Raw genomic sequence first — 22,366 nt, forward strand, 5'->3', positions numbered from 1 at the left:
GCCCGTCGTCAGACGCTGCCTTCGGTCTCGATCACGAGGATGCGCGCTTCGCCGAGCGGGTGCGCGACGTGTTCGGTGCCGACCGTCGCATGGAAAACGTCTCCCGTTTCGAGCACCGCCGCATGCTCGATGCCCGCTTCTCGATAGCGCATCTCGACACGGCCGTCGAGCACCGCGAACACTTCCTCGCCGTCGTTCACGTGCCATCGGTACGGCTGATCGGTCCAGTGCAGACGGACCGTGATGCCGTTCAGGTTCGCAATGTCCAGTGCACCCCATGGGCGCTGCGCGGTGAACGCGCGACTGCGGACGATGTTCATCGATGGATCCTTGCGTGCTGATACGTCGACAGGCAGGCGGACGGACGGTGCCCGCCTGCGGGATGCCGTTTGCTCGGGATCAGCGCGACATCGCACGCAACGCGGCGTCGACGATCTGCCTGCGCTTCTCCAGACCGGCCGCCGAGCGTTCCGTCACGCGCTTCAGGACCGATGCCGGTGCGGTATCCGGCGAGCCTGCATTGAACGGTGGCGCCGGCGCGTATTCGAGCGCGAGCTGGATCGACTGCGCCTCTTCGTCGCCGGCCAGCTCGGCGGCGATCGTCAATGCGAAGTCGATGCCGGCCGTCACGCCGCCGCCGGTGATCAGGTTGCCGTCGCGCACCACGCGTTCGCGCACGGGCACCGCGCCGAGCGGCTCCAGCAGCGAATGAAAGGTCCAGTGCGTCGTTGCGCGGCGTCCGCGCAGCAGGCCGGCCACGCCGAGCAGCAGCGCGCCCGTGCAGACCGACGTCACGTAGCGCGCCGTGGCCGCGCGCTGCTGCACGAACGCGATCGTTTCGGCATCGAGCAGCAACGCGTTGATTCCGATTCCGCCGGGCACGCAGATCACGTCGAGCGGCGGGCAGTCGTCGAACGTGCAGGTCGGCGCGAGCGCGAGGCCGCTGCTCGACGCGACCGTGTCGCGCGATTTCCAGACGAGATGGACGGCCGCGTCGGGCAGCGACGCGAGCACGTCGTGCGGGCCGGTGAGATCGAGTTGCTGGACGCCCGGAAACACGAGAAGGCCGATATGCAGGGTCATGCGAACACTCCGGATGGAAGGGGAACGCGCCGCGGCCGGCGCACGATGGACAGATCGATTCTAGGCGCGTAGTGTCTGGCGAAATTGCCATATCGCCCACGTTTTCAGCCAATCGCCATGTCCGCTGCGCCACGCTCGATCCTGGTCCTCGCGTTTCCCCGTGCGCAACTGCTCGACGTGACCGGGCCGCTGCAGGTGTTCGCTTCCGTCAACGAGCTCGCGCAGGAGCGCGGCCAGCCCGCACCGTATGCGCCGCGCGTCGTCGCCGCCGACGCGGGGCCGATCGAGACGTCGTCCGGCCTCGTCGTGATGGCCGATTCGCTGCGCTCGGCCGGACGGCCCGATACGGTGATCGTGGCCGGCGGCAAGGGTGTGCAGGCGGCGTCGCGGGATGCGCGGATGGTGCGCTGGGTCCGGCAGCAGGCGCAGCGCGCACGACGTGTCGCGTCGGTCTGCACCGGCGCGTTCCTGCTTGCCGAGGCCGGCTTGCTCGACGGGCGGCGCGCGGTCACGCACTGGGCGCGCTGCGACGAATTCGCGGCGCGCTACCCGAACGTGCGCGTCGAAGCCGATCCGATCTTCATCCGCGAAGGCGCGTTGTGGACGTCGGCCGGCGTGACGGCCGGCATCGATCTCGCGCTCGCGCTCGTCGAGGAGGATCTCGGGCGGGCGGTCGCACTCGACGCCGCGCGTGAACTCGTCGTGTTCCTGAAGCGGCCGGGCGGACAGGCGCAGTTCAGCGCGATGCTGTCGATGCAGCGCACCGACGATCGCTTCGGCGAACTGCATGCGTGGATCGCCGAGCATCTGGCGGCCGACCTGTCGGTGCCGGCGCTGGCCGAGCGCGTCAGCATGAGCGAGCGCAGCTTCGTGCGCCACTATCGCGCCGAAACCGGCCGCACGCCGGCGCGCGCGGTCGAGCAGATCCGCGTCGAGGCTGCGCAGCGTCTGCTCGGTGAAACCACGTGGCCCATCAAGCGAATTGCCACGCGCTGCGGCTTTGGTTCCGAAGAGACGCTGCGGCGCAGTTTCGTGCGCGTGCTTGGCGTGTCGCCGCAGGGCTATCGCGAGCGGTTCGTGCGGTAACGGCACCGATGCGCCGTTGGCGGCCGCGTGCGATTGCCGGGGGCGGAACGATTGCGGTGTCGAACTGAACGCAGGTCGATCACTTTCGAGTCCGAAACGCTGCGACTATTCAGAAGTGGAGAACAATAGGCGGGGGCTTGTGCCGTGCCCGCGGCGCGCTCTATTCTGTTTCGTTGGCGATTCGAAGGGGGCGCAGCATGGACCGCATCCAGGCAATGGAAGTTTTCACCCGCGTGGTCGACGCGAACAGCTTTACGCGCGCGGCCGACACGCTCGCGATGCCGCGCGCGTCGGTAACGACCATCATCCAGAATCTCGAGGCGCTGCTCGGCGTGCGCCTGATGCACCGGACGACGCGCCGGCTGTCGCTGACGCCGGAGGGCGCCGCGTACTACGAGCATTGCATGAAGATCATTTCGGAGATCGCGGAAGCCGACGCGAGTTTCCAGACCGGCAACCGCAAGCCGAGCGGCGTGCTGCGCGTACACATGCCGAGCTCGCTCGGGCGGCGCGTCGTGCTGCCCGAGTTGTCGCGCTTCCGGCAGCGCTATCCGGACATCACGCTCGATCTCGGCTTGTCGGACCGCTACGTCGATCCGGTCGAGGAGGGCATCGACTGCATGATCCGGGTCGGGCCGCTCGAGGATTCGTCGATGGTCGCGCGGCGGATCGGGATGCTCAAGCGCGTGACCTGCGCGTCGCCCGACTATCTGGCGCGCCATGGCGAACCGCAGGAGATCGCCGATCTCGCCGATCACCATGCGGTGAATTTCCGGGCGAGCCACGGCGCGCGCGCGATTCCGTGGGTGTTCATGATCGAGGGCAAGCCGGTCGAGGTGCGGATGAACGGCAGCGTGACCGTCAACGATTCGGATGCGTACGTGACGTGCGGGCTCGAAGGGTTCGGGATGATCCAGCCGACGCTGTTCATGGTGCTGCCGAACCTGCTCGATGGTTCGCTCGTCGAAGTGCTGCCCGACTGCAATCCGAAACCCAAGCCGATCTCGATCGTGTATCCGCACAACCGGCATCTGTCGCAGAAGGTGCGCGTGTTCGCGGACTGGATCGCGGAGTTGTTCGAATCGACGCCGGCGCTGGAAGGCGGGGAGAACTGGCGAGGGAAGGTGCGGGCGGAGGTGCCTGAGTCGCAGCGCGGGGCGGTGGTGGCATAGCGCGCAACATGCGCGTGACCTGAAAGACGGGTGACGCGCGATACCCGCTTGCGCCGGATGAGACAATGAAAAAAGCCGCTGATCCTTGCGGAACAGCGGCTTTTCGCATTTGGTGGCGAATCAGGGACTCGAACCCCGGACCTGCGGATTATGATTCCGTCGCTCTAACCGACTGAGCTAATTCGCCGAAGACTTGAATTATGTAGATGTGCCGCCCGGCTGTCAACACCTTTTTCCATCTTCCCTGAAAAAAAGTGCCGGCGGCCCGTTCGGGCCAGGATAGCGGGCGGGGTGCCGCCCGCTATCCTGCCTCAATCCTGCGCGTAGATATTGGAGTCCTTCGTCTCCTTGACGAACAGCAGGCCGATCACGAACGTGACCAGCGCGATCACGATCGGATACCAGAGCCCCGAGTAGATGTCGCCCTTCGCCGCGACGATCGCGAACGCGGTCGCCGGCAGGAAACCGCCGAACCAGCCGTTGCCGATGTGGTACGGCAGCGACATCGACGTATAGCGGATCCGCGTCGGGAACATCTCGACCAGCATCGCGGCGATCGGGCCGTAGACCATCGTCACGTAGATCACGAGGATCGTCAGGATCACGATCGTCATCGGCCAGTTGAGCTGCGCCGGATCGGCCTTGGCCGGATAGCCTGCCGCCTTCAGCGTCGACGCGAGTGTCTTGTCGAACGCCGCGCCCTGCGCCTTCGCATCGGCCGCCTTGCCGTCATAGGCCGGGATCACCGTGTCGCCCACCTTGATCTCGGCGGTCGCGCCCGCCGGCGCCGCGACGTTCTCGTAGTTCAGGCCGGCCTTCGCAAGCGCGCCCTTCGCGATGTCGCACGAGTTCGTGAACTTCGACGTGCCCACCGGGTTGAACTGGAACGAGCAGGTGGCCGGGTCGGCGACGACCGTGATCGGCGACTTCTGCGTCGCGAGCTCGAGCTGCGGGTTCGCGTAGTGCGTGAGCGCCTTGAACAGCGGGAAGTAGGTGAGCGCCGCGATCAGGCAGCCGGCGAGAATGATCGGCTTGCGGCCGATCCGGTCCGACAGCGAGCCGAAGAACAGGAAGAACGGCGTGCCGATCAGGAGCGCGAGCGCGATCAGGATGTTCGCGCTGGAGCCGTCGACCTTCAGCGTCTGCGTGAGGAAGAACAGCGCGTAGAACTGGCCCGTGTACCAGACGACGGCCTGGCCGGCGGTCAGGCCGACGAGCGCGAGGATCACGATCTTCAGGTTCTTCCACTGGCCGAATGCTTCGGTCAGCGGCGCCTTCGACGTCTTGCCTTCCGCCTTGATGCGCAGGAACACCGGCGATTCGTTCAGCTGCATCCGGATCCACACCGACACCGCGAGCAGCAGGATCGACGCGATGAACGGCACGCGCCAGCCCCAGTTGCCGAACGCTTCCTCGCCGATGAAGGTGCGCACGCCGAGGATCACGAGCAGCGACAGGAACAGGCCGAGCGTCGCGGTCGTCTGGATCCACGCGGTGTAGAAGCCGCGCCGGTTCGCCGGTGCATGTTCGGCGACGTAGGTTGCCGCGCCGCCGTACTCGCCGCCGAGCGCGAGGCCCTGCAGCAGCCGCATCGCGATGAAGATCACCGGAGCGGCGATGCCGATCGACGTGTAGCCGGGCAGGAAGCCGACCACGAACGTCGAGATGCCCATGATCACGATCGTCACGAGGAACGTGTGCTTGCGGCCGACGAGGTCGCCGAGCCGGCCGAACACGATCGCGCCGAACGGTCGTACGGCGAAGCCGGCCGCGAAGCCGAGCAGCGTGAAGATGAACGCGGCGGTCGGATTGACCCCGGAGAAGAAGCTCTTGCTGATGTAGGCCGCGAGCGAGCCGGCCAGGTAAAAGTCGTACCACTCGAACACGGTGCCGAGCGACGATGCGAAGATCACCTTCTTTTCTTCGCCCGTCATCGGCGAGTGCGAAATTTGCCCGCCTAACGTTGCCATGAATCGTCTCCAAGTCCCTTGATATAGATATGCGGCCGCCTTGGGTGGGCGGGCCTGTCGACGATTATTGGCAGGGAAACTTACGGCGCACTGACTCGCGCATGCAAAACGACTGCGCGTTAACCCGCGAAGAACCGGCTGCTTCGCGTCCCGATCGTGTCGCGAACGGGCGATAAAACGGCGGTTTCGAAGCGATCGCGCCGGCCGGGCGGGATGGGCCCGGCGCGCGTGTCAGGATGGATCGGGCGCGGCGCCCGACAGCGGCAGGCTGATGCGCACGAGCGTGCCGGCGAGGCGCGGCGCGTGCTGATAGACGTGATCGTCGAGCGTCAGCGTGCCGCCATGCTGCGCGGCGATTTCGCGCACGATCGCGAGCCCCAGCCCGCTGCCGTCGCCTTCGCGGCCGAGGATCCGGTAGAAGCGCTCGACGACGCGCTCGCGTTCGCCGGCCGGGATGCCGGGCCCGGTATCCTCGACTTCGAGATGCACGCGCCGCGCCGCATGGTCGGCGCGCACGCGCACGGTGATTTGACCGCCTTCGGGCGTGTAGCGGATCGCGTTGTCGACGAGGTTGCCGAGCATCTCGCGCAGCATCACGGGATGGCCGTCGACGTCGAGCGGCGCGTCGTCCTCGGGGCCTTCGTAGCCGAGGTCCATCCGTTTCGCGAGCGCGGCCTGCACCCAGTCGCGCACCGTGCGCCGCGCGAGCGAGCCGATCTCGACCGGCTCGAACGTCAGCCCGCTCGCACGGTTCTCGGCGCGTGCGAGCGCAAGCAGTTGCGTGACGAGCCGTGCGGCCTGCTCGGAGCTCGTCGCGATCTGCTCGAGCGAGCGCTGCACGTCGGGCGGCACGGGGTGGCGCAGCGCGAATTCGGCCTGCGTGCGCAAGCCGGCGAGCGGCGTCTTCATCTGGTGCGCGGCGTCGGCGATGAAGCGCTTTTGCAGCGCCATGTTCTGTTCGAGGCGCGCAAGCAGGTCGTTGAACGACGTGACGAGCGGCTCGATCTCGGGCGGCGCGCGCTGCGCCTCGACGGGCGACAGGTCGTCGGGCCGCCGCGCGCGGATGTGCGCCTGCAGCGCGTTGAGCGGCGCGAGCCCGCGCGACAGCCCGAACCACACGAGCAGGATCGCGAGCGGCAGGATCACGAACTGCGGCAGGATCACGCCCTTGATGATGTCGTTCGCGAGTGCATTGCGCTTGTCGAGCGTCTCGCCGACCTGCACGAGCACCGGTTGCGTGTCGCTCGACTGCGGCAGCGCGACGGTCGTATACGCGACGCGCACGTCGTTGCCGCGCAGCAGGTCGTCGCGGAACACGACGACGCCCGGCGGCGGGCGATCCTCGTCGCGCGGCAGCGGCATGTCGGCTTCGCCCGCGACCAGTTCGCCGCGCGTGCCGAGTACCTGGAAGTAGACGCTGTCGACGTTGTCCGCGCGCAGGAAGTCGCGTGTCTGCTGCGGCAGCGTCAGCTCGGCGACGCCGTTGACCGGATGGATCTGCCGCGCGAGCACATATGCATTGGTTTCGAGCGCGCGGTCGAACGGGCCGTTCGCGATCGTCTTCGCGACGAGATAGGTGACGGCGATGCTCATCGGCCACAGCAGCAGGAGCGGCGCGAGCATCCAGTCGAGGATTTCGCCGAACAGCGAGCGGGGGCGCGCGGCTTCGGGCGTGTCGATTTCGTCGGGTGGCGCGAACGGGTTCTCGTAGCGCGCGTCGCGCGCCACGTCGGCGGCGGACGGCTGCTCGCCGCTCGGATGACGGGAATGGGACGGCGTGGCCATCGCGGCGACGGCCGGGGTCAGCGCAGCGGCGTGCCGGCCGCCGTGGGCTGGGGCGCTGCCGTGTCGGCCGGCGCCGCGGGTGCGACTTTCTCGAGGCAGTAGCCGAGGCCGCGCACGGTGGAGATCCGCACGCCGCTCGGCTCGATCTTCTTGCGCAGCCGGTGCACGTACACTTCGATCGCGTTGTTGCTGACTTCCTCGCCCCATTCGCACAGATGGTCGACGAGCTGCTCCTTCGACACGAGCCGGCCGATGCGCTGCAGCAGCACTTCGAGCAGGCCGAGTTCGCGCGCGGACAGGTCGAGCACGCGCTCGTTCGCATACGCGATGCGGCCGACCTGGTCGAACGCGAGCGAGCCGTGGCGCACGACGGTCGGGCCGCCGCCCGCGCCGCGCCGGGTCAGCGCGCGCACGCGCGCCTCGAGCTCGTTGAGCGCGAACGGCTTGGCCATGTAATCGTCCGCGCCGAGATCGAGCCCCTTCACGCGCTCGTCGACGCTGTCGGCGGCGGTGAGGATCAGCACGGGGAGGTTGGAGTTGCGCGCGCGCAGGCGCCTCAGCACGTCGAGCCCGGACATTTTGGGCAGCCCGAGATCGAGGATCAGCAGGTCGAAAGCCTGCATCGACAGCGCGGTATCGGCGTCGACGCCGCTCTTCACGTGGTCGACCGCATAGCCCGATTGGCGGAGTGACCGGGTGAGGCCGTCCGCGAGTATGCTGTCGTCTTCGGCGATGAGAATTCGCATGTTGCTGACCGGTGGCCGGCGGGGCGTTCGCGCCGGCGCGGCTGTCTCCGAAGTTATTCGTGTACGACGCAACCCGCATTGCGGGCTTGCATAAAACACTGTTTTTTTATACAGTGTCTGCATTCGTGGGCGGCGCTTGAAAGCGGGCGCGCCTCTAACAGACGCTGCTCATCATAGCAAAGGACGATTCATGGAAGATAGCAAGAAGGGCTCCGGGATGACCGCCGAGAAGAGCAAGGCGCTGGCGGCCGCACTCGCGCAGATCGAGAAGCAGTTCGGCAAAGGGTCGATCATGCGGATGGGCGACGGTGAAGCGACCGAAGACATCCAGGTCGTCTCCACGGGCTCGCTGGGTCTCGACATCGCGCTCGGCGTCGGCGGCCTGCCGCGCGGCCGGGTGGTCGAGATCTACGGTCCGGAATCGTCGGGTAAAACCACGCTCACGCTGCAGGTCATCGCCGAACTGCAGAAGCTGGGCGGCACGGCAGCCTTCATCGACGCCGAGCACGCGCTCGACGTCCAGTACGCGTCGAAGCTCGGCGTGAACGTGCCGGAGCTGCTGATCTCGCAGCCGGACACCGGCGAGCAGGCGCTCGAAATCACCGATGCGCTGGTGCGCTCGGGCTCGATCGACATGATCGTCATCGACTCGGTCGCGGCGCTCGTGCCGAAGGCCGAAATCGAAGGCGAGATGGGCGATTCGCTGCCGGGCCTGCAGGCTCGCCTGATGTCGCAGGCGCTGCGCAAGCTGACGGGTACGATCAAGCGCACGAACTGCCTCGTGATCTTCATCAACCAGATCCGGATGAAGATCGGCGTGATGTTCGGCAACCCGGAAACCACGACGGGCGGCAACGCGCTGAAATTCTATGCGTCGGTGCGTCTCGATATCCGCCGGATCGGCTCGATCAAGAAGAACGACGAGGTGATCGGCAACGAAACCCGCGTGAAGGTCGTCAAGAACAAGGTGTCGCCGCCGTTCCGCGAAGCGATCTTCGACATCCTGTACGGTGAAGGCATTTCGCGTCAGGGCGAGATCATCGATCTCGGCGTGCAGGCGAAGATCGTCGACAAGGCAGGCGCCTGGTACAGCTACAACGGCGAGAAGATCGGTCAGGGCAAGGACAACGCGCGTGAATTCCTGCGCGAGAATCCGGAAATCGCCCGCGAGATCGAAAACCGCATTCGTGAATCGCTCGGTGTCGTCGCAATGCCGGATGGCGCAGGCAACGAAGCCGAGGCGATGGACGAAGAAGAGTGATGGTCGGGCGCCGAGGTCAGGCTGGCGAACCGGAGCAGAGCGACGCGCCCGAAACGGCGGGCCGTTCCGGCCGGCGAACCGGGTCCTCGGGCACCAACCGGCGGGTCGCGGGCAGTCAGGCCGCGAACCGCACCGCGACGAGGGCATCCGACGATGCCCTCGTTTCGTTTCAGATTGCCGCGCCGGTCGACCCGTTCGACGACGACGAATCGTTCGACGCGCACGACCGGCCGCGCCGTCGCGTGTCCGGCGTCAGCTTCCCGGGCGAGCGCGCAGCCGGTGCCGCGGCGCCGGTTGCGGAAGACGTCTATACCCGCAGCAGCCAGCATCCCCGTCGCACGCGCCGCGCGTCCGGTGCTTCTTCCGGCGATGAGCCGGGCGCGAGCGCGCGCAAGTCGTCGAAGCCGCCGCGTTCGCTGAAGGGCCGTGCACTCGGCTATCTGTCCCGGCGCGAGTACAGCCGCGCTGAACTCGCACGCAAGCTCGCGCCGTACGTCGGCGAGGACGAATCGGTCGAACCGGTGCTCGATGCGCTGGAAAAGGACGGCTGGTTGTCCGATGCGCGCTTTGCCGAGAGCCTCGTGCATCGCCGTGCATCGCGTGTCGGGGTCGCGCGCATCGTCAGCGAACTGAAGCGCCATGCGGTCGGCGACAGTCTCGTCGAGGAAGTGAATGCACAATTGCGCGAGACCGAGTTGACACGCGCGCAGGCCGTCTGGCGCAAGAAATTCGGTGCACTGCCGCAAACGCCGGCCGAGCGTGCGAAGCAGGCGCGCTTTCTTGCCGCGCGCGGCTTCTCGAGCGCGACCATCGTGAAATTGCTGAAAGTCGGCGACGATTTCCCGATCGACGACTGACCGGTCCAGTCACGCGCGCGGCGCGCGATTTTGCTGCAATGCAACCATCGATGGACAGCGGGGAATACCCGCCGTCGCGGCAGGCTGCCTCAAATACCCAATATGCTAAAATCCATGGGTTTTCCTCTTCGGCCTCAACCTCCAGCATGCCGCTATCCGAGCCCGTGCCCCGTCAGTTGCGACATCGACGCGCAATCCGAGCGGAAGCTTACGAGCGCGGCGACGGCTTGTGGGACATCGAAGCCTGCCTGACCGACCACAAGCCGCGCGATGTCGCGCTTGCGTCGGGCATCCGGCCCCAGGGCCTGCCGATCCACGAACTCTGGCTGCGCGTGACTATCGATCGTGACCTCAATGTCGTCGACGCCGAAGCGTCTTCGGAATGGGTTCCCTATCCCGGTCACTGTCAATCCGCCCCGCCTGCCTATCGGGCCCTCATCGGGCTCAATCTCTTCCGCAATTTCCGCCGCAACGCGAACCGGCTGCTCGCCGGCGTCGCAGGCTGCTCCCATCTCACCGAACTGTGCGCCGTGCTGCCGACCGCAGCGATCCAGGCGTTCGCCGGTGACGTATGGAACGTGCGCGAAGAGGGCGGCGAAGGGCCGGATCACGACGCCGCGCACGCCGAACCGCCTTTCCAGCTCGGCCGCTGCCGGGCGTTGCGGTTCGACGGCGAGGTCGTGCGGCAGTACTACCCGCGCTGGTATGGCGCGGGCCGGCCGGACGTGCCCGGTGATGGCAGCACGAAGGAATGAACGGAAATCATTCGAAGAAGCGTCTTAAGCGACATTTCATCCAACTCTCAGACTGAAGGGAATCACGCATGAAGATTCACGAGTACCAGGGTAAGGAAATCCTGCGGAAATTCGGCGTCGCGGTACCGCGCGGCAAGCCGGCGTTCTCGGTTGACGAGGCCGTCAAGGTGGCAGAAGAGCTCGGCGGCCCGGTATGGGTCGTGAAGGCTCAGATTCACGCGGGTGGCCGTGGCAAGGGCGGCGGCGTGAAGGTGGCGAAGTCGATCGAGCAGGTTCGCGAATACGCGAACCAGATTCTCGGCATGCAACTCGTCACGCACCAGACCGGTCCGGAAGGCCAGAAGGTCAACCGTCTGATGATCGAAGAAGGCGCCGACATCAAGCAGGAACTGTATGTCAGCCTCGTCGTCGATCGCGTGTCGCAGAAGATCGTTCTGATGGGTTCGAGCGAAGGCGGCATGGACATCGAAGAAGTCGCCGAAAAGCACCCGGAACTGATCCACAAGGTCATCGTGGAACCGTCGACCGGCCTGCTCGACGCGCAAGCCGACGACCTCGCCGCGAAGATCGGCGTGCCGGCTGCTTCGATCCCGCAAGCGCGCGCGATCCTGCAAGGCCTGTACAAGGCATTCTGGGAAACCGACGCGTCGCTGGCTGAAATCAACCCGCTGAACGTTTCCGGCGACGGCAAGGTCACCGCACTCGACGCGAAGTTCAACTTCGACTCGAACGCGCTGTTCCGCCATCCGGAAATCGTCGCGTACCGCGATCTGGACGAAGAAGATCCGGCTGAAATCGAAGCGTCGAAGTTCGACCTCGCGTACATCTCGCTCGACGGCAACATCGGCTGTCTCGTGAACGGCGCAGGCCTCGCGATGGCGACGATGGACACCATCAAGCTGTTCGGCGGCGAGCCGGCGAACTTCCTGGACGTCGGCGGTGGCGCGACGACCGAGAAGGTCACCGAAGCGTTCAAGCTGATGCTGAAGAACCCGGGCCTGAAGGCGATCCTCGTGAACATCTTCGGCGGCATCATGCGCTGCGACGTGATCGCCGAAGGCGTGATCGCCGGTTCGAAGGCCGTGAACCTGAACGTGCCGCTCGTCGTGCGCATGAAGGGCACGAACGAGGACCTCGGCAAGAAGATGCTGGCCGATTCGGGCCTGCCGATCATCTCGGCGGACAGCATGGAAGAGGCTGCGCAGAAGGTTGTCGCGGCTGCCGCAGGTAAGTAAGCGGGCGCTAATGAACACGCATGGCGGCGCGGTTTGCACGCGACGCCAATCGAACAGAGGTCAAAATACATGTCGATTCTGATCAACAAGGACACGAAGGTCATCACGCAGGGCATTACCGGCAAAACCGGTCAGTTCCATACGCGCGCCTGCCGTGAATACGCAAACGGCCGCGAAGCATTCGTCGCGGGCGTGAACCCGAAGAAGGCCGGCGAAGATTTCGAAGGCATTCCGATCTACGCAAGCGTCAAGGAAGCGAAGGCAGAAACCGGCGCAACCGTGTCGGTCATCTACGTTCCGCCGGCAGGCGCAGCGGCTGCGATCTGGGAAGCGGTCGAAGCCGACCTGGATCTCGCGATCTGCATCACGGAAGGCATTCCCGTCCGTGACATGATCGAAGTGAAGGACCGCATGCGTCGCGAAGGCCGCAAGACGCTGCTGCTCGGGCCGAACTGCCCGGGCACGATCACGCCGGACGAACTGAAGATCGGCATCATGCCGGGTCACATCCACCGCAAGGGCCGCATCGGCGTCGTGTCGCGTTCGGGCACGCTGACGTATGAAGCCGTTGCACAGCTGACGGCGCTGGGCCTCGGCCAGTCGTCGGCAGTCGGTATCGGCGGCGACCCGATCAACGGTCTGAAGCACATCGACGTGATGAAGATGTTCAACGACGATCCGGATACGGACGCGGTCGTGATGATCGGCGAAATCGGCGGTCCGGACGAAGCCAACGCCGCCGAGTGGATCAAGGACAACATGAAGAAGCCGGTCGTCGGCTTCATCGCGGGTGTCACGGCGCCTCCGGGCAAGCGCATGGGCCACGCCGGCGCGCTGATCTCGGGCGGTGCGGATACGGCCGAAGCGAAGCTGGAAATCATGGAAGCGTGCGGCATCACCGTCACGCGCAACCCGTCGGAAATGGGCCGTCTGCTGAAGAAGGCGCTGTAATTTCCGTCTGGTTCACCCCGCAGAAAACGCCGGCCATGCCGGCGTTTTTTGTTATGCTCGACGAAATGATTTTGTAAGGACCGGGCAGGCTCGATGCGTGTCTCGGCGATGAACCGGGTCGCCTGTCCGACAGTCGTTGCCCCGCACCGGATACCGCTCATGCTTGAATTCCTGACGTCGCTGCACTGGGGCGCCGTGCTTCAGATCGTCATCATCGACATTCTGCTCGGCGGCGACAACGCGGTCGTGATCGCGCTCGCGTGCCGCAACCTGCCGGCCAGCCAGCGGCTGCGCGGCATCGTGTGGGGTACGGCCGGCGCGATCCTGCTGCGTGTCGCGCTGATCGCATTCGCGGTCGTGCTGCTCGACGTCCCGTTCCTGAAATTCGGCGGCGGCCTGCTGCTGCTGTGGATCGGCGTCAAGCTGATGGTGCCGGACGCCGACGCGCACGACAACGTGAAGCCGGCCGACCGGCTGTGGGACGCGGTGAAGACGATCGTGATCGCCGATGCGGTGATGAGCCTCGACAACGTCGTCGCGATCGCGGGCGCGGCCGAACAGGCCGATCCGTCGCACCGGCTTGCGCTCGTGATCTTCGGGCTCGTCGTCAGCGTGCCGATCATCGTGTGGGGCAGCACGCTGGTGCTGAAGCTGCTCGACCGCTTTCCGATCGTCGTCACGTTCGGCGCGGGGTTGCTCGGCTGGATCGCGGGCGGGCTGATCGTGCACGACCCGGTGGCTGATCGCTGGCCCGTCCTCGATACGCCGGCCGCGATCTACGGCGCGAGCGTCGCCGGCGCATTGTTCGTCGTGGCGACCGGTTACGCGCTCAGGCGCCGTCGCGGCGTTCCGCACGCGCACTGACGTTGGCCGTCCGGCCGAGTGCCGGATTCGCAGCCCGCTGGCTACGATCGAAACGCCTGCCTGGATCGGCAGGCGTTTTTCGTTTCCGGAGCCTGTCATGTTCGAAGCCTTTTCCGTTTCCCTGTTTCGTCGTCTTGCCGCCGATCTGCGGCGCGCCCATCGGACGGTGCCGCGCTGGCGGCCGGCCGGCTTCACGCTGATCGAACTGATGATCGTGCTTGCGATCGTCGGCGTGATCGCGGCCTATGCGATTCCCGCGTACCAGGATTACCTGGCGCGTTCGCGTGTCGGCGAAGGGCTCGCGCTCGCGTCGTCCGCGCGGCTCGCGGTCGCCGACAACGCCGCGAGCGGCGCGAGCCTCGACGGCGGCTACAGCCCGCCAGCGGCCACCCGCAACGTCGAATCCGTCGTCATCGACAGCGAGACGGGCCAGATCACAGTGGCATTCACGACGCGCGTCGCCGCGGCCGGTGTGAATACGCTGGTGCTGGTGCCGTCCGCGCCCGACAAGGCCGATACGCCGACCGCGCGCGTGCCGCTTAAAAAGGGCGCGATGCAGGCCGGCGCGATCGCATGGGAATGTTTTGCCGCCGGAAAGGACGCGTCGTCGCTGCCGGCGCCGGGTGCCGGCCCGTTGCCTGCGGAGGCTGCGACGTTGCCCGCGAAATATGCGCCGGCGGAGTGCCGCGCGTAGCATCGGCGGCGATGCGGGCCGGCGCAGCCCGGCGGGCATGGTGCGGCCTTTGCCGCGCCTGCCGGCCGCGCGGGTCGTGTGCCTGTCGTGCGATGGCGCGACAGGCCCGCACAGAGCAGGGAAAGTTTTGTATAGTGCGCCGGTTGCTGACATCCGGTTCGCTCATGCCCACTACTTTTTCCCGTTCGTTGCCGCTCGTTGCACTGGCTGTCGCCCTGATCGTGCCGTACGCGATCACGAATCACACGTATCCGATCCCGACCTTCTATTCAGAGTTTGCCGCGCTGGTGCTGTATATGCTGGTGGGCGTCTCCGTCGTGCTGCTCGCGGGCACGGGCCGCCCGGCCCAGCCGTTTGCCGCGCCGGCTGCTTTCGGCGCGCCGCTCGGGTTTGCGGCGGTGCTGATCGCGCAGGTTGCGCTGATGTCGCTGAAGGTGCCGTCGATGAACTGGCTGGCGGTCGGCTATCTCGCCGCGGCGCTGGTCGCGATGCAGGCCGGCTACACGCTCGCGCGCGAGGGGCTCGCGGAAGCCGTCGCGCGGATGATGGCCGGCGCGCTGCTGATCGGCGGGGTGTTCGCCGTTGCCAGCCAGATCGTGCAGTTGTTCCATCTCGAGTCCGTGGTGGCACCGTTCGTCGTCTCGTACAACATCACGGTCGATCGCCGCCCGTACGGCAACATGGCGCAGGCGAACCACCTGGCGACCTACATCGCGTTCGCGCTGGCGGGGGCGCTGTATCTGGTACAGACGCGCCGGCTTGCCGTCTGGGCGTGGCTTGCGTTGTCGATCGTACTGTCGGTCGGTCTCGCGCTGACCGTGTCGCGCGGGCCGTGGCTGCAGGTCGCGGTGATGGTGGTCGCGGGTTTCTGGATGGCGTGGCTCGAATCGCGCCGCGAGCCGGGCAACCGGCGCGCATGGCTGATGCCGGTCGTGCTCGCGGTGGCGTTCGTCGCGGTGAACGTCGCGGTGCGCTGGGCCAACGTGCATTTTCATCTGGGGCTCGCCGAGTCGGCGGCCGACCGGATGCGCGACGCCGGGCAGATCGCGCCGCGCCTCGCGCTGTGGAAGTACGGTCTCGCGATGTTCCGCGAGCACCCGCTGCTCGGCGTCGGCTGGGGCGAGTTCCCGTCGTACCAGTTCGCGCTCGTGCGCACGCTCGGCGGCGTCGAGATCGCGAACAACTCGCACGACATCTTCATCGACCTGCTCGCGAAGTCCGGGGTCGTCGGCCTCGGCGTGCTCGTCGTCGCGCTCGTGACGTGGTTCGTGCGTGCGGTGCGCGCGCCGCAGTCGAGCACGCGCGTGTTCGGCCTCGCGCTGATCGGTGTCCTGCTGATGCATGCGCTCGTCGAGTACCCGCAGCAATACATGTTCTTCCTGCTGCCCGCGATGTTCGTGATCGGTCTGCTCGAAGCGAAGCCGCTGCGAATCCTGCCGGGCCGCGCGGCGTTCGGGCTGTTCGCGGTGCTGTCGGTCGGCGGCGTGCTGGCGGCGGTGCCCGTCCTGCGCGACTACCAGCGTGCGGAAGTGCTGTATTACGGCAACGATCCGGCCGCGCAGTACCGCGACGCGCCGTCGCGGCTGTTCGGCGCGTGGGGCGACTACGGAGCGGCGACGCTGCTGCCCATTTCGCCGGACAACCTGCCGCTCAAGCTTGTCGCGCACGAGCGTGCGATCGCACTGCTGCCCGGCGAGACGGTGCTGCGTCGCTATGCAGTGCTGCAGGCGATGGCCGGTCGCGAAGCCGATGCGCTCGACACGGTTGCGCGCCTGCACGTGTTCGCGAAGGAATTGAAGGACTGGCCGCAGCAACTCGCGTCGCTGTACAAGCTGTGCGATCAGCAGCCGTCGTTGAGCGCGTTCAAGGCCGCCGTCGTCGCGAAGTACGGGGAAGTGCCGCCCGACGCGGACGACGACGACTCGGACGACGATTCCGACTGAAGCAGGTCGGCGCCGGGCGGGGCATCCCGGCGTGTTTCGTCTCGCGATGAAACAGGGAAGCGGTGACGCGCCGAAGCGATGCGGCGATTGCTTCTCGTCGCGAATGGATGCGGGCCGGAACTGGCCTGATTCGCGTCAACCATTGTCAAATCGCCGCCATGGGCGGGGCGGTGCGTGCACAATGCGCGAAAGCGGTCGCGTGCATGGTTGCCCGTTGCGGGCCGCCGACGCGAAAGCAGCCCCGAGACATATCAGGGGAACCCGCCGAGCAGGATCGCGACCGATGCAACCATCGGTCGTGCGGCCGTAACGGGGCGCCGGTCCGATGGCCGCGGCGCAGGGCGATGCAGGCGATGCGGCCAAGTGCGGCCCGCCGGCGCGGCATTCGTCCGCAACAGTGCTGAAGAACGATATTCGACCATGGCTCTCCGCTCTACCTACCTGATCCTGCCTGCCGTCGCGGTGCTGTTTTCCGGCTGCGCGATGCTGTCGTCGTCGCAGGAAAGCAAGCTCACCTGCCACATCCCGCGTGCCGTCTACCCGGATGCCGCGAAGCCGCTCACGCGCCCGGTGACGGTGCTGGTGCGCGCGCTGATGACGACGTCGGGCGAAGCGCAGAACGTCACCGTGACGACGAGCAGCCGCAATGCGGCGGCCGACCGCGCCGCCGTCGATGCGATGACGCATGCGACCTGCGTGCAGACGGGCGCTACCGCGAATCCGTTCCTGCTGACCCAGCCGTTCGTATTCGAACCGCGACACGCCGATTGATGCGAGGGCGGTGCGGACAATCAGGCCGCATCGCCCTTGTTTCGAACGAACCTCAGTGCTGCGGCATCGGGTTCGCGCCGTGTGACACGTCGGCTCGGCTGCATTGCGCAGCCCGAGCATCGTGAATCCGTTGTGTTCCTGTCGAATCAGCACGTAGCGCCGCGCGACCGCATTTCCGTCCTTGCCCGTCAGGTCCAGTTCGACCTGGAAGCGGTCCTTGCTGTCCGAGCAACCGCGCACCGGGCCGTAGGCGAAACCGATATCGGGCGTGTTGCTTTCCGCGTTGAACGCCCTGCGTGCGATCAGAAGGTCCGCTTCTTCAGCGTGAATGCGTGCAGCCAGTACAGCGTGTTGGTCTGTGCGTCGAAGTAGCCGCCTTGTGCGACCTTGTCGGTCGCCTGATCCCACGACTTGCCGGCGTCGGTGCTGCTGAACGTCAGGTCGATCGGCGCGCCGCCGCGGCCTCCCGAGTTCGGGTCGGTTGCGTAGACGAGCAGGAGACCGCCGCGACCGACGCTCAGGCTGTCGAGCCTGAGCGTCTCGTCGAACGTGCGCAGTTGATGCACGGACTCGGGATGGTCGTTCGTCCACGTGGAAATGGCGCCCGTGCGGCGGCCGTTGTCGCGCACCTCGCCGTTCTGCGGCTTGTCGAGACGCGACAGCGCGTACAGCGAATAGCGTGCCGCCGGTCCCGGCGTCGTATCGAGCGCGGTGACGACCTGGCCCGGCAGCTCGGTATCGGTCACGAATGCGTGTTGTTCCCAGTCGAGCCGGTCGATCATGCTGCGCGCCGGCGTTTCCGCCGTCGGCGCGACGGAGTAGGCGATGCGCAGCACACCGTCAGGGCCGAGACTGACCGCATTGAAATTCTTGCGCGTCTTGCCGGCGACGTGCGCATCGGCCGGCACGTCGATTGCCTGCCATGTGGTTCCGCCGTCCGCCGTTCGCCATACGCGAGGCCCCCAGCCGATCGCGTAGCCGCGCTGCGGATCGAGGAAGAGCAATTGGCCGATGTTCTGGCTGTCGGGCCATTGCAGCTGCGACCACGTTTGGCCGCCGTTGAGCGACTTCCACAGCTTCGTCGTTTGCGGCGCATCCCCGCCGCGTGCCTCGGGGGCCTTGTAGTTCATCCATGACGTGCTGAGGAACTGAACCGACCAGTCCGGCGAATACCACCACGCGGCATTCTGGCCGACCTGCTGGAACTGGCGCTTCATCCCGCCGTCGATGGTTCCGCGGAAGAAGCTGATCGTCATGCGGTTCAGCAGCTCGCCGGTGTCGTTCATCCATGCTTCGGTCGGCTCGGGCCGCTGCGGTTCGTTCGATTCCGCCGTGGGCTTGAACGTCACCTCGGGATTGGCGAGCTTGACGCTCATCACGTCGTTGCCCTTGATGCGGAAGTTGCCGCCGCCATACGGCGTGTCGTTCCGCATGAAGTTTGTCGAAATCGTTTCCCAGCCCGTCGCCATGTTTACGTACCCGTATGTTCCAATGGCCAGGGCAACGAGACCCCCGGCGATCCATTTCCAGCGCTTGTGTTTTTGCATGTCACTTTTTCAGCAAGCGATCCAGTGCGCGGCTGACTTCGTCGGCCGTGTCCGAACCCCATTCGCGTGCCTTGTCGGCCGCGTCCGAGCCCCACTTGTGGACCTGATCGACCGCTTCCGCGCTCCAGTCGTGCGCTTTTTGCTTGGCGACAGGGATACCCGCATCCCACGCTTGCTTGATCGTCCGTCCATCGCCCCATTCCTGCATGTTTGGCCGCCTGCCAATCTTCACGAGGTCCTGGACCGGCAGACCGGCCAGCCCTCCATCCAGATAGGCGAGCGGGTGTGTGACGAAGGCGAAGGTCTTGAACGTTTCACCATTCTGGTCCACCTCCAGCTCGTATCGCTCCACCTGCATCGAAAGATTGCCATTTCCGGGCTTCGCGCTATTGAATGCGATCTGGTCTCCCTGCATGTTCTGCTGCAACCCGATCTCGATGTACCGCTGAAGCCACCACCGGGCGTTTTCCAGCCATTTCTTCCCTTTTGCCGTGAGCGTGGGATAAAGATTCTGGCCGTAGTCCGAACAATAGTAATAGCCGTAACTCACGTAGTAATCGGGCGGTTTGTGCCCGCACCCGATATGACGCATCATGAAATTGCCGTGGCGCGACCAGTCGGAATCCTTGCTTCCCAGTTCGATCAGCTTCTCCCGCCGATGCAGCAGGCGGCGAGCGACTTCCTTGTCTTTCCACGGATCCCATGACGTCGCGAACTTCTTGACGGTCTCCCATGTGCTCGACGTGCTGACTTTCTCGACCGTCTCCCAGTACTCGCCGTGCAGCGGCTGATAGTAGAACGGGCAGGTGCCGACGATGGAATCGGCGGCCGGCGGCGCGTACTTGTCGCAGATATGGATATCCACCTTCGGCCGATCCTTGTACCCCGTCGGCGTCAGCATCCCCGAGCCGGCGCCCAGTACGTTCTTGTCCTGTTGTCCGTCAGCCATTCGATTTCCCCAGAAACTTGACGACGACGTCGTGCGGCACGTGGCTCTGCGTGAGCCCCGTCTCGCCTGCCGCATTGGTGACGCCTTCCGAGAGCAGCGTGCCGTTCGAGAACATCTGGTAGCGCGTGTTCGCGACCGGAATGTCCGTGCCGGCCCAGTGCGCAATGAATGCCTGATCGTAGTTGCCGCTGGAGTTCGGCAGCGTCGGCATCGTTTGCGACAGGTGCGTGGGGCCGTTGAACGCGTGTTGCGCACCCTTGATGTCGATCTTGCCGGGTGCGTGTACTTCGATGTTGCCGTCCGCGATGCGGATGTACGCACCGCCGGACGTCAGCAGAATTTCCTTCGCGGCGGCGCCTTCGATCGACTGCGTGACCGCCACCAGCTTCAACGCCTTCTGCGCGGTCAGTTCGATGTTGTCCGCGTGCGCCTGGATCTCGACCTTGCCCTTGCCGGCGAACAGCTTCATCCCCGCGTTCTGCGCGAACAGGCTGATCCGGTCGAGGACACTCGCGATCAGCGACTTCCCGGCCGCGACGTGCGTGCTCTGCCCGCTGACGAGGTTGACGTGCTGGTCCGCGGCGAGATGCGCGGACTGTTGCGTCGACATCCCGATGCCGGCCGGGCTGCCGAACAGCATCACGGGCTCCTTGAACGCATTGGCGCTGCCGGTTCCGCCGCCGGCGGTCCGGCCGCCCGACGCGCTGCCGCTCACGCTGTTCTGCGTCGCATCGGTGAACTGTTTCAGCGCCGCATGGCCGGTATCGAGCGATTCGGCCTGATGCTGCGTGCCGACATCCGACATGGCCTCCATCAGGCCTTCCGCGCGGACGAGCTGCTGTTGCGTTTCCTGAACGTCGAGCGGCTGGCTGGCCGGCTGCTTCGGGTGCGTCGTGACGTACAGCCCGCGGTTCGCGCGCACGGCGCCGTAGGCATCCGAGCGCAGGTCGAAACCGCTGCCGAGATAGCTGCCGCGATTGTTGCCGGTGTGATCGATCAGGTAGCCGAGGTGCAGGTGCGCATGGGTCTGGCTGCTGTACAGATGCACGCGGTTCTGCGACGTCGCGTCGTCGAGTACCAATTGGTTGTAGCCGGCGCCCGCATATTCCTTCGACCGGTATCCGGACAGGATTCCGTTGCTATGCCATTGCGGACTCGTCGCGCCGTTGTAGACCTTGCCGACGATGATCGGACGATCGCAGTCGCCGCCGAGGAAGTCGACCAGCACTTCCTCGCCGCTGCGGTGCGGGTGAACGGCGCCATAGCCGTTGCCCGAATCGGACGCGGTGGCACGCAGCCAGCACGACGCCGTTTCGTCGCCGTCGTTCAGGCGGTCCCAGTGGAAGCGGACCTTGACCCGGTTGAGCTCGTCCGTGTGGACCTCTTCACCCTGCGGGGCGACGACGATCGCCGATTGCAGGTGCATGGGCGGTTTCGCATGCTCGAACGGGCTGCGGAACGGCACCGTCGTGCGCTGCGCTTCGACGCGGATCTGAAAGAAGCCCTCGCTGCCGTCGGGATGACGCACGCGCGACAGGTCCGTATCGGCTGCCTGCACGATGCCGCCGATCTCGGCTTGCAGGCTGTGCGGGAAAACGGCCGGCTCGTCGGCCACCGGCAGGTTGTTGACGATGACCCACGCCGTCTCGATCACGGCGAATTCGCGCTGCGCGACATCGTCCTTGTCGTGTTCGGGGTGATCCGCCAGCTCGAACGTGCGTCCGGCATCCATGCGCCGCACGCCGCCGACGCCATGAAAGCGCTTCGCGTGCGACTCCTGTTCCTCCATCCACGTCTTCGACAGATGGTCGCCGCGGGACTGCTCGAGGTACGTGTACGCACCGGTGTATTCGTAGACTTCGAGCTGCTGCGGCAGGTCGCCCTGATTCGCGATCGTCGGCGTATGGGTGGCTTTCGGATTCGACGCGGTCGGCGGCTGCTTGTAGTCGAACGTGCGGGTGGCGTGCGCGACGCTTCGCAGCGTGCGCGTACCGGAGAACTGGACGAGCGTGTCGGCCTCGTCGCCGGTACCCGCATGATGAAAGCGCACCGTTCGCGGCGCCAGTGCGGGCAACGCGTCGATGCGATCGACGACGACGAGCCGGTGCGACTTGCCGTCCTGGTCCTGCTGCCAGAAGCCGTACAGGCCTTCGGATTCCATCAGGCGGTGGACGAAATTCCAGTCGTCCTCGTATTGCATGCAAAACGAGCGGGACGGCAGCGGCCGGGAGAGTGTGAAGGTGAAGCGCCCCTTGGCCTGCGGATGCTGGTTCAGCACGTCGGCGATGATGTCGTCCGCGGACCGGTCCTGCCAGATGCGCTGGTCGCGGCGGAACTTCAGGAAGTGCAGGAACGAAGCGAAGACGATCTGGTAGTGCGTGACACCGCTGTCCGAGCCGAGCCGGCGGGCCGAATGCACGTAGCCGTGGTGGGGCGCGTACGACAGGTCGGCCTGCTGGATCCACAGCGTCACCGGCTGTGCGATCAGCTTCTTGAGTTCGAGGTTGTCGGATACCGAAACGGCGTCGACCGTGAACTCGAAATGACGGCCGAGTCGTGACCGTCCCGCGACGCGGTGCGGCAGGAGGACGTCGGTGCCGAGCGGCGTATCCAGTTTGACTAGGCGCTCATGCTGAACCGGGCCGGCCAGCAATGCGCTTCTTAACGCTTGCGAATTCATCACCAGTGCTCACTCTT

Annotated in this window: 19 protein-coding genes, 1 tRNA gene and 1 pseudogene; 11 read left to right on the forward strand and 10 right to left on the reverse strand. The window is 66.0% G+C overall.

The window, feature by feature from the left end; translation table 11 throughout:
* Positions 1–8: 8 nt before the first annotated feature.
* A complete protein-coding gene (locus tag BME24068_RS00570; protein ID WP_096507148.1) occupies positions 9–320 on the reverse strand; it encodes a cupin domain-containing protein in 312 nt (103 codons plus the stop codon).
* Between the two features lie 79 nt (positions 321–399).
* Positions 400–1,083 (reverse strand): DJ-1/PfpI family protein, encoded by a 684-nt coding sequence (locus tag BME24068_RS00575; protein WP_096507149.1) that lies wholly within the window; start codon positions 1,081–1,083, stop codon positions 400–402.
* A 117-nt stretch (positions 1,084–1,200) separates the two neighbouring features.
* Here BME24068_RS00575 and BME24068_RS00580 point away from each other — a divergent pair, with 117 nt between their 5' ends.
* Entirely contained in the window at positions 1,201–2,169 is a 969-nt protein-coding gene (locus tag BME24068_RS00580; RefSeq protein ID WP_174924863.1) for a GlxA family transcriptional regulator, read from the forward strand.
* 197 nt (positions 2,170–2,366) lie between these two features.
* Positions 2,367–3,341, forward strand: a complete 975-nt coding sequence (locus BME24068_RS00585) for a LysR family transcriptional regulator (RefSeq protein ID WP_096507151.1) — start codon at positions 2,367–2,369, stop codon at positions 3,339–3,341.
* A 110-nt stretch (positions 3,342–3,451) separates the two neighbouring features.
* Here BME24068_RS00585 and BME24068_RS00590 read toward each other — a convergent pair.
* The 4 genes from BME24068_RS00590 to BME24068_RS00605 all read right to left on the reverse strand — a co-directional run bounded on the left by BME24068_RS00590 (position 3,452) and on the right by BME24068_RS00605 (position 7,842).
* Positions 3,452–3,528: transfer RNA gene (locus BME24068_RS00590), tRNA-Met, on the reverse strand.
* 124 nt (positions 3,529–3,652) lie between these two features.
* Positions 3,653–5,311, reverse strand: a complete 1,659-nt coding sequence (locus BME24068_RS00595; protein WP_174924864.1) for an MFS transporter — start codon at positions 5,309–5,311, stop codon at positions 3,653–3,655.
* A gap of 231 nt (positions 5,312–5,542) precedes the next feature.
* On the reverse strand, positions 5,543–7,096 hold the full coding sequence (locus tag BME24068_RS00600; RefSeq protein WP_174924865.1) for a sensor histidine kinase: 1,554 nt from the start codon (positions 7,094–7,096) through the stop codon (positions 5,543–5,545).
* Between the two features lie 17 nt (positions 7,097–7,113).
* The gene (locus BME24068_RS00605; protein ID WP_096507170.1) at positions 7,114–7,842 is read right to left on the reverse strand and encodes a response regulator transcription factor; all 729 of its coding nucleotides are present in this window, start codon (positions 7,840–7,842) and stop codon (positions 7,114–7,116) included.
* 190 nt (positions 7,843–8,032) lie between these two features.
* On the opposite strand from BME24068_RS00605, the gene recA reads away from it, so the two are divergent.
* The 9 genes from recA (at position 8,033) to BME24068_RS00650 (ending at position 17,173) form a co-directional block, all read left to right on the forward strand.
* Entirely contained in the window at positions 8,033–9,103 is a 1,071-nt protein-coding gene (recA, locus tag BME24068_RS00610) for a recombinase RecA (protein ID WP_096507171.1), read from the forward strand.
* Positions 9,103–9,960 (forward strand): recombination regulator RecX, encoded by an 858-nt coding sequence (recX, locus tag BME24068_RS00615; RefSeq protein WP_174924866.1) that lies wholly within the window; start codon positions 9,103–9,105, stop codon positions 9,958–9,960. The genes recA and recX overlap by 1 nt, the downstream gene beginning before the upstream one ends.
* A gap of 146 nt (positions 9,961–10,106) precedes the next feature.
* On the forward strand, positions 10,107–10,715 hold the full coding sequence (locus BME24068_RS00620; RefSeq protein WP_096507173.1) for a DUF2889 domain-containing protein: 609 nt from the start codon (positions 10,107–10,109) through the stop codon (positions 10,713–10,715).
* Between the two features lie 68 nt (positions 10,716–10,783).
* Positions 10,784–11,950 carry an ADP-forming succinate--CoA ligase subunit beta gene (gene sucC / locus BME24068_RS00625; protein WP_006491644.1) on the forward strand — a complete coding sequence of 389 codons (1,167 nt, stop codon included), beginning with the start codon at positions 10,784–10,786 and terminating at the stop codon, positions 11,948–11,950.
* A 69-nt stretch (positions 11,951–12,019) separates the two neighbouring features.
* The gene (gene sucD / locus BME24068_RS00630; protein WP_006477916.1) at positions 12,020–12,901 is read left to right on the forward strand and encodes a succinate--CoA ligase subunit alpha; all 882 of its coding nucleotides are present in this window, start codon (positions 12,020–12,022) and stop codon (positions 12,899–12,901) included.
* A gap of 159 nt (positions 12,902–13,060) precedes the next feature.
* Entirely contained in the window at positions 13,061–13,765 is a 705-nt protein-coding gene (locus tag BME24068_RS00635; protein ID WP_174924867.1) for a TerC family protein, read from the forward strand.
* Positions 13,766–13,862: 97 nt separating this feature from the next.
* The gene (locus tag BME24068_RS00640) at positions 13,863–14,459 is read left to right on the forward strand and encodes a pilin (RefSeq protein WP_174924868.1); all 597 of its coding nucleotides are present in this window, start codon (positions 13,863–13,865) and stop codon (positions 14,457–14,459) included.
* 164 nt (positions 14,460–14,623) lie between these two features.
* Entirely contained in the window at positions 14,624–16,402 is a 1,779-nt protein-coding gene (locus BME24068_RS00645) for a PglL family O-oligosaccharyltransferase (RefSeq protein ID WP_174924869.1), read from the forward strand.
* Between the two features lie 420 nt (positions 16,403–16,822).
* Positions 16,823–17,173, forward strand: coding sequence for a TonB family protein (locus BME24068_RS00650; RefSeq protein WP_174924870.1), 351 nt, complete (start codon positions 16,823–16,825; stop codon positions 17,171–17,173).
* Between the two features lie 52 nt (positions 17,174–17,225).
* Here BME24068_RS00650 and BME24068_RS34850 read toward each other — a convergent pair.
* The 4 genes and pseudogenes from BME24068_RS34850 to BME24068_RS00665 form a co-directional block, all read right to left on the reverse strand.
* A pseudogene (locus BME24068_RS34850) lies at positions 17,226–17,479 on the reverse strand (hypothetical protein); the annotation flags it as partial.
* Positions 17,476–18,642: a WD40/YVTN/BNR-like repeat-containing protein gene (locus tag BME24068_RS00655; protein ID WP_174925072.1), complete on the reverse strand. Its 1,167-nt coding sequence runs from the start codon at positions 18,640–18,642 to the stop codon at positions 17,476–17,478. The pseudogene BME24068_RS34850 and the gene BME24068_RS00655, both read right to left, overlap by 4 nt.
* Positions 18,643–18,721: 79 nt before the next feature.
* Positions 18,722–19,669: a hypothetical protein gene (locus tag BME24068_RS00660; RefSeq protein ID WP_096507178.1), complete on the reverse strand. Its 948-nt coding sequence runs from the start codon at positions 19,667–19,669 to the stop codon at positions 18,722–18,724.
* Complete coding sequence (locus BME24068_RS00665; RefSeq protein ID WP_174925073.1) at positions 19,662–22,349, reverse strand: type VI secretion system Vgr family protein; 2,688 nt, start codon at positions 22,347–22,349, stop codon at positions 19,662–19,664. Before BME24068_RS00665 ends, BME24068_RS00660 begins: the two co-directional genes overlap by 8 nt.
* Positions 22,350–22,366 lie beyond the last annotated feature (17 nt).

This window comes from Burkholderia anthina, from assembly GCF_902498995.1.
Classification (GTDB): Bacteria; Pseudomonadota; Gammaproteobacteria; order Burkholderiales; family Burkholderiaceae; genus Burkholderia; species Burkholderia anthina.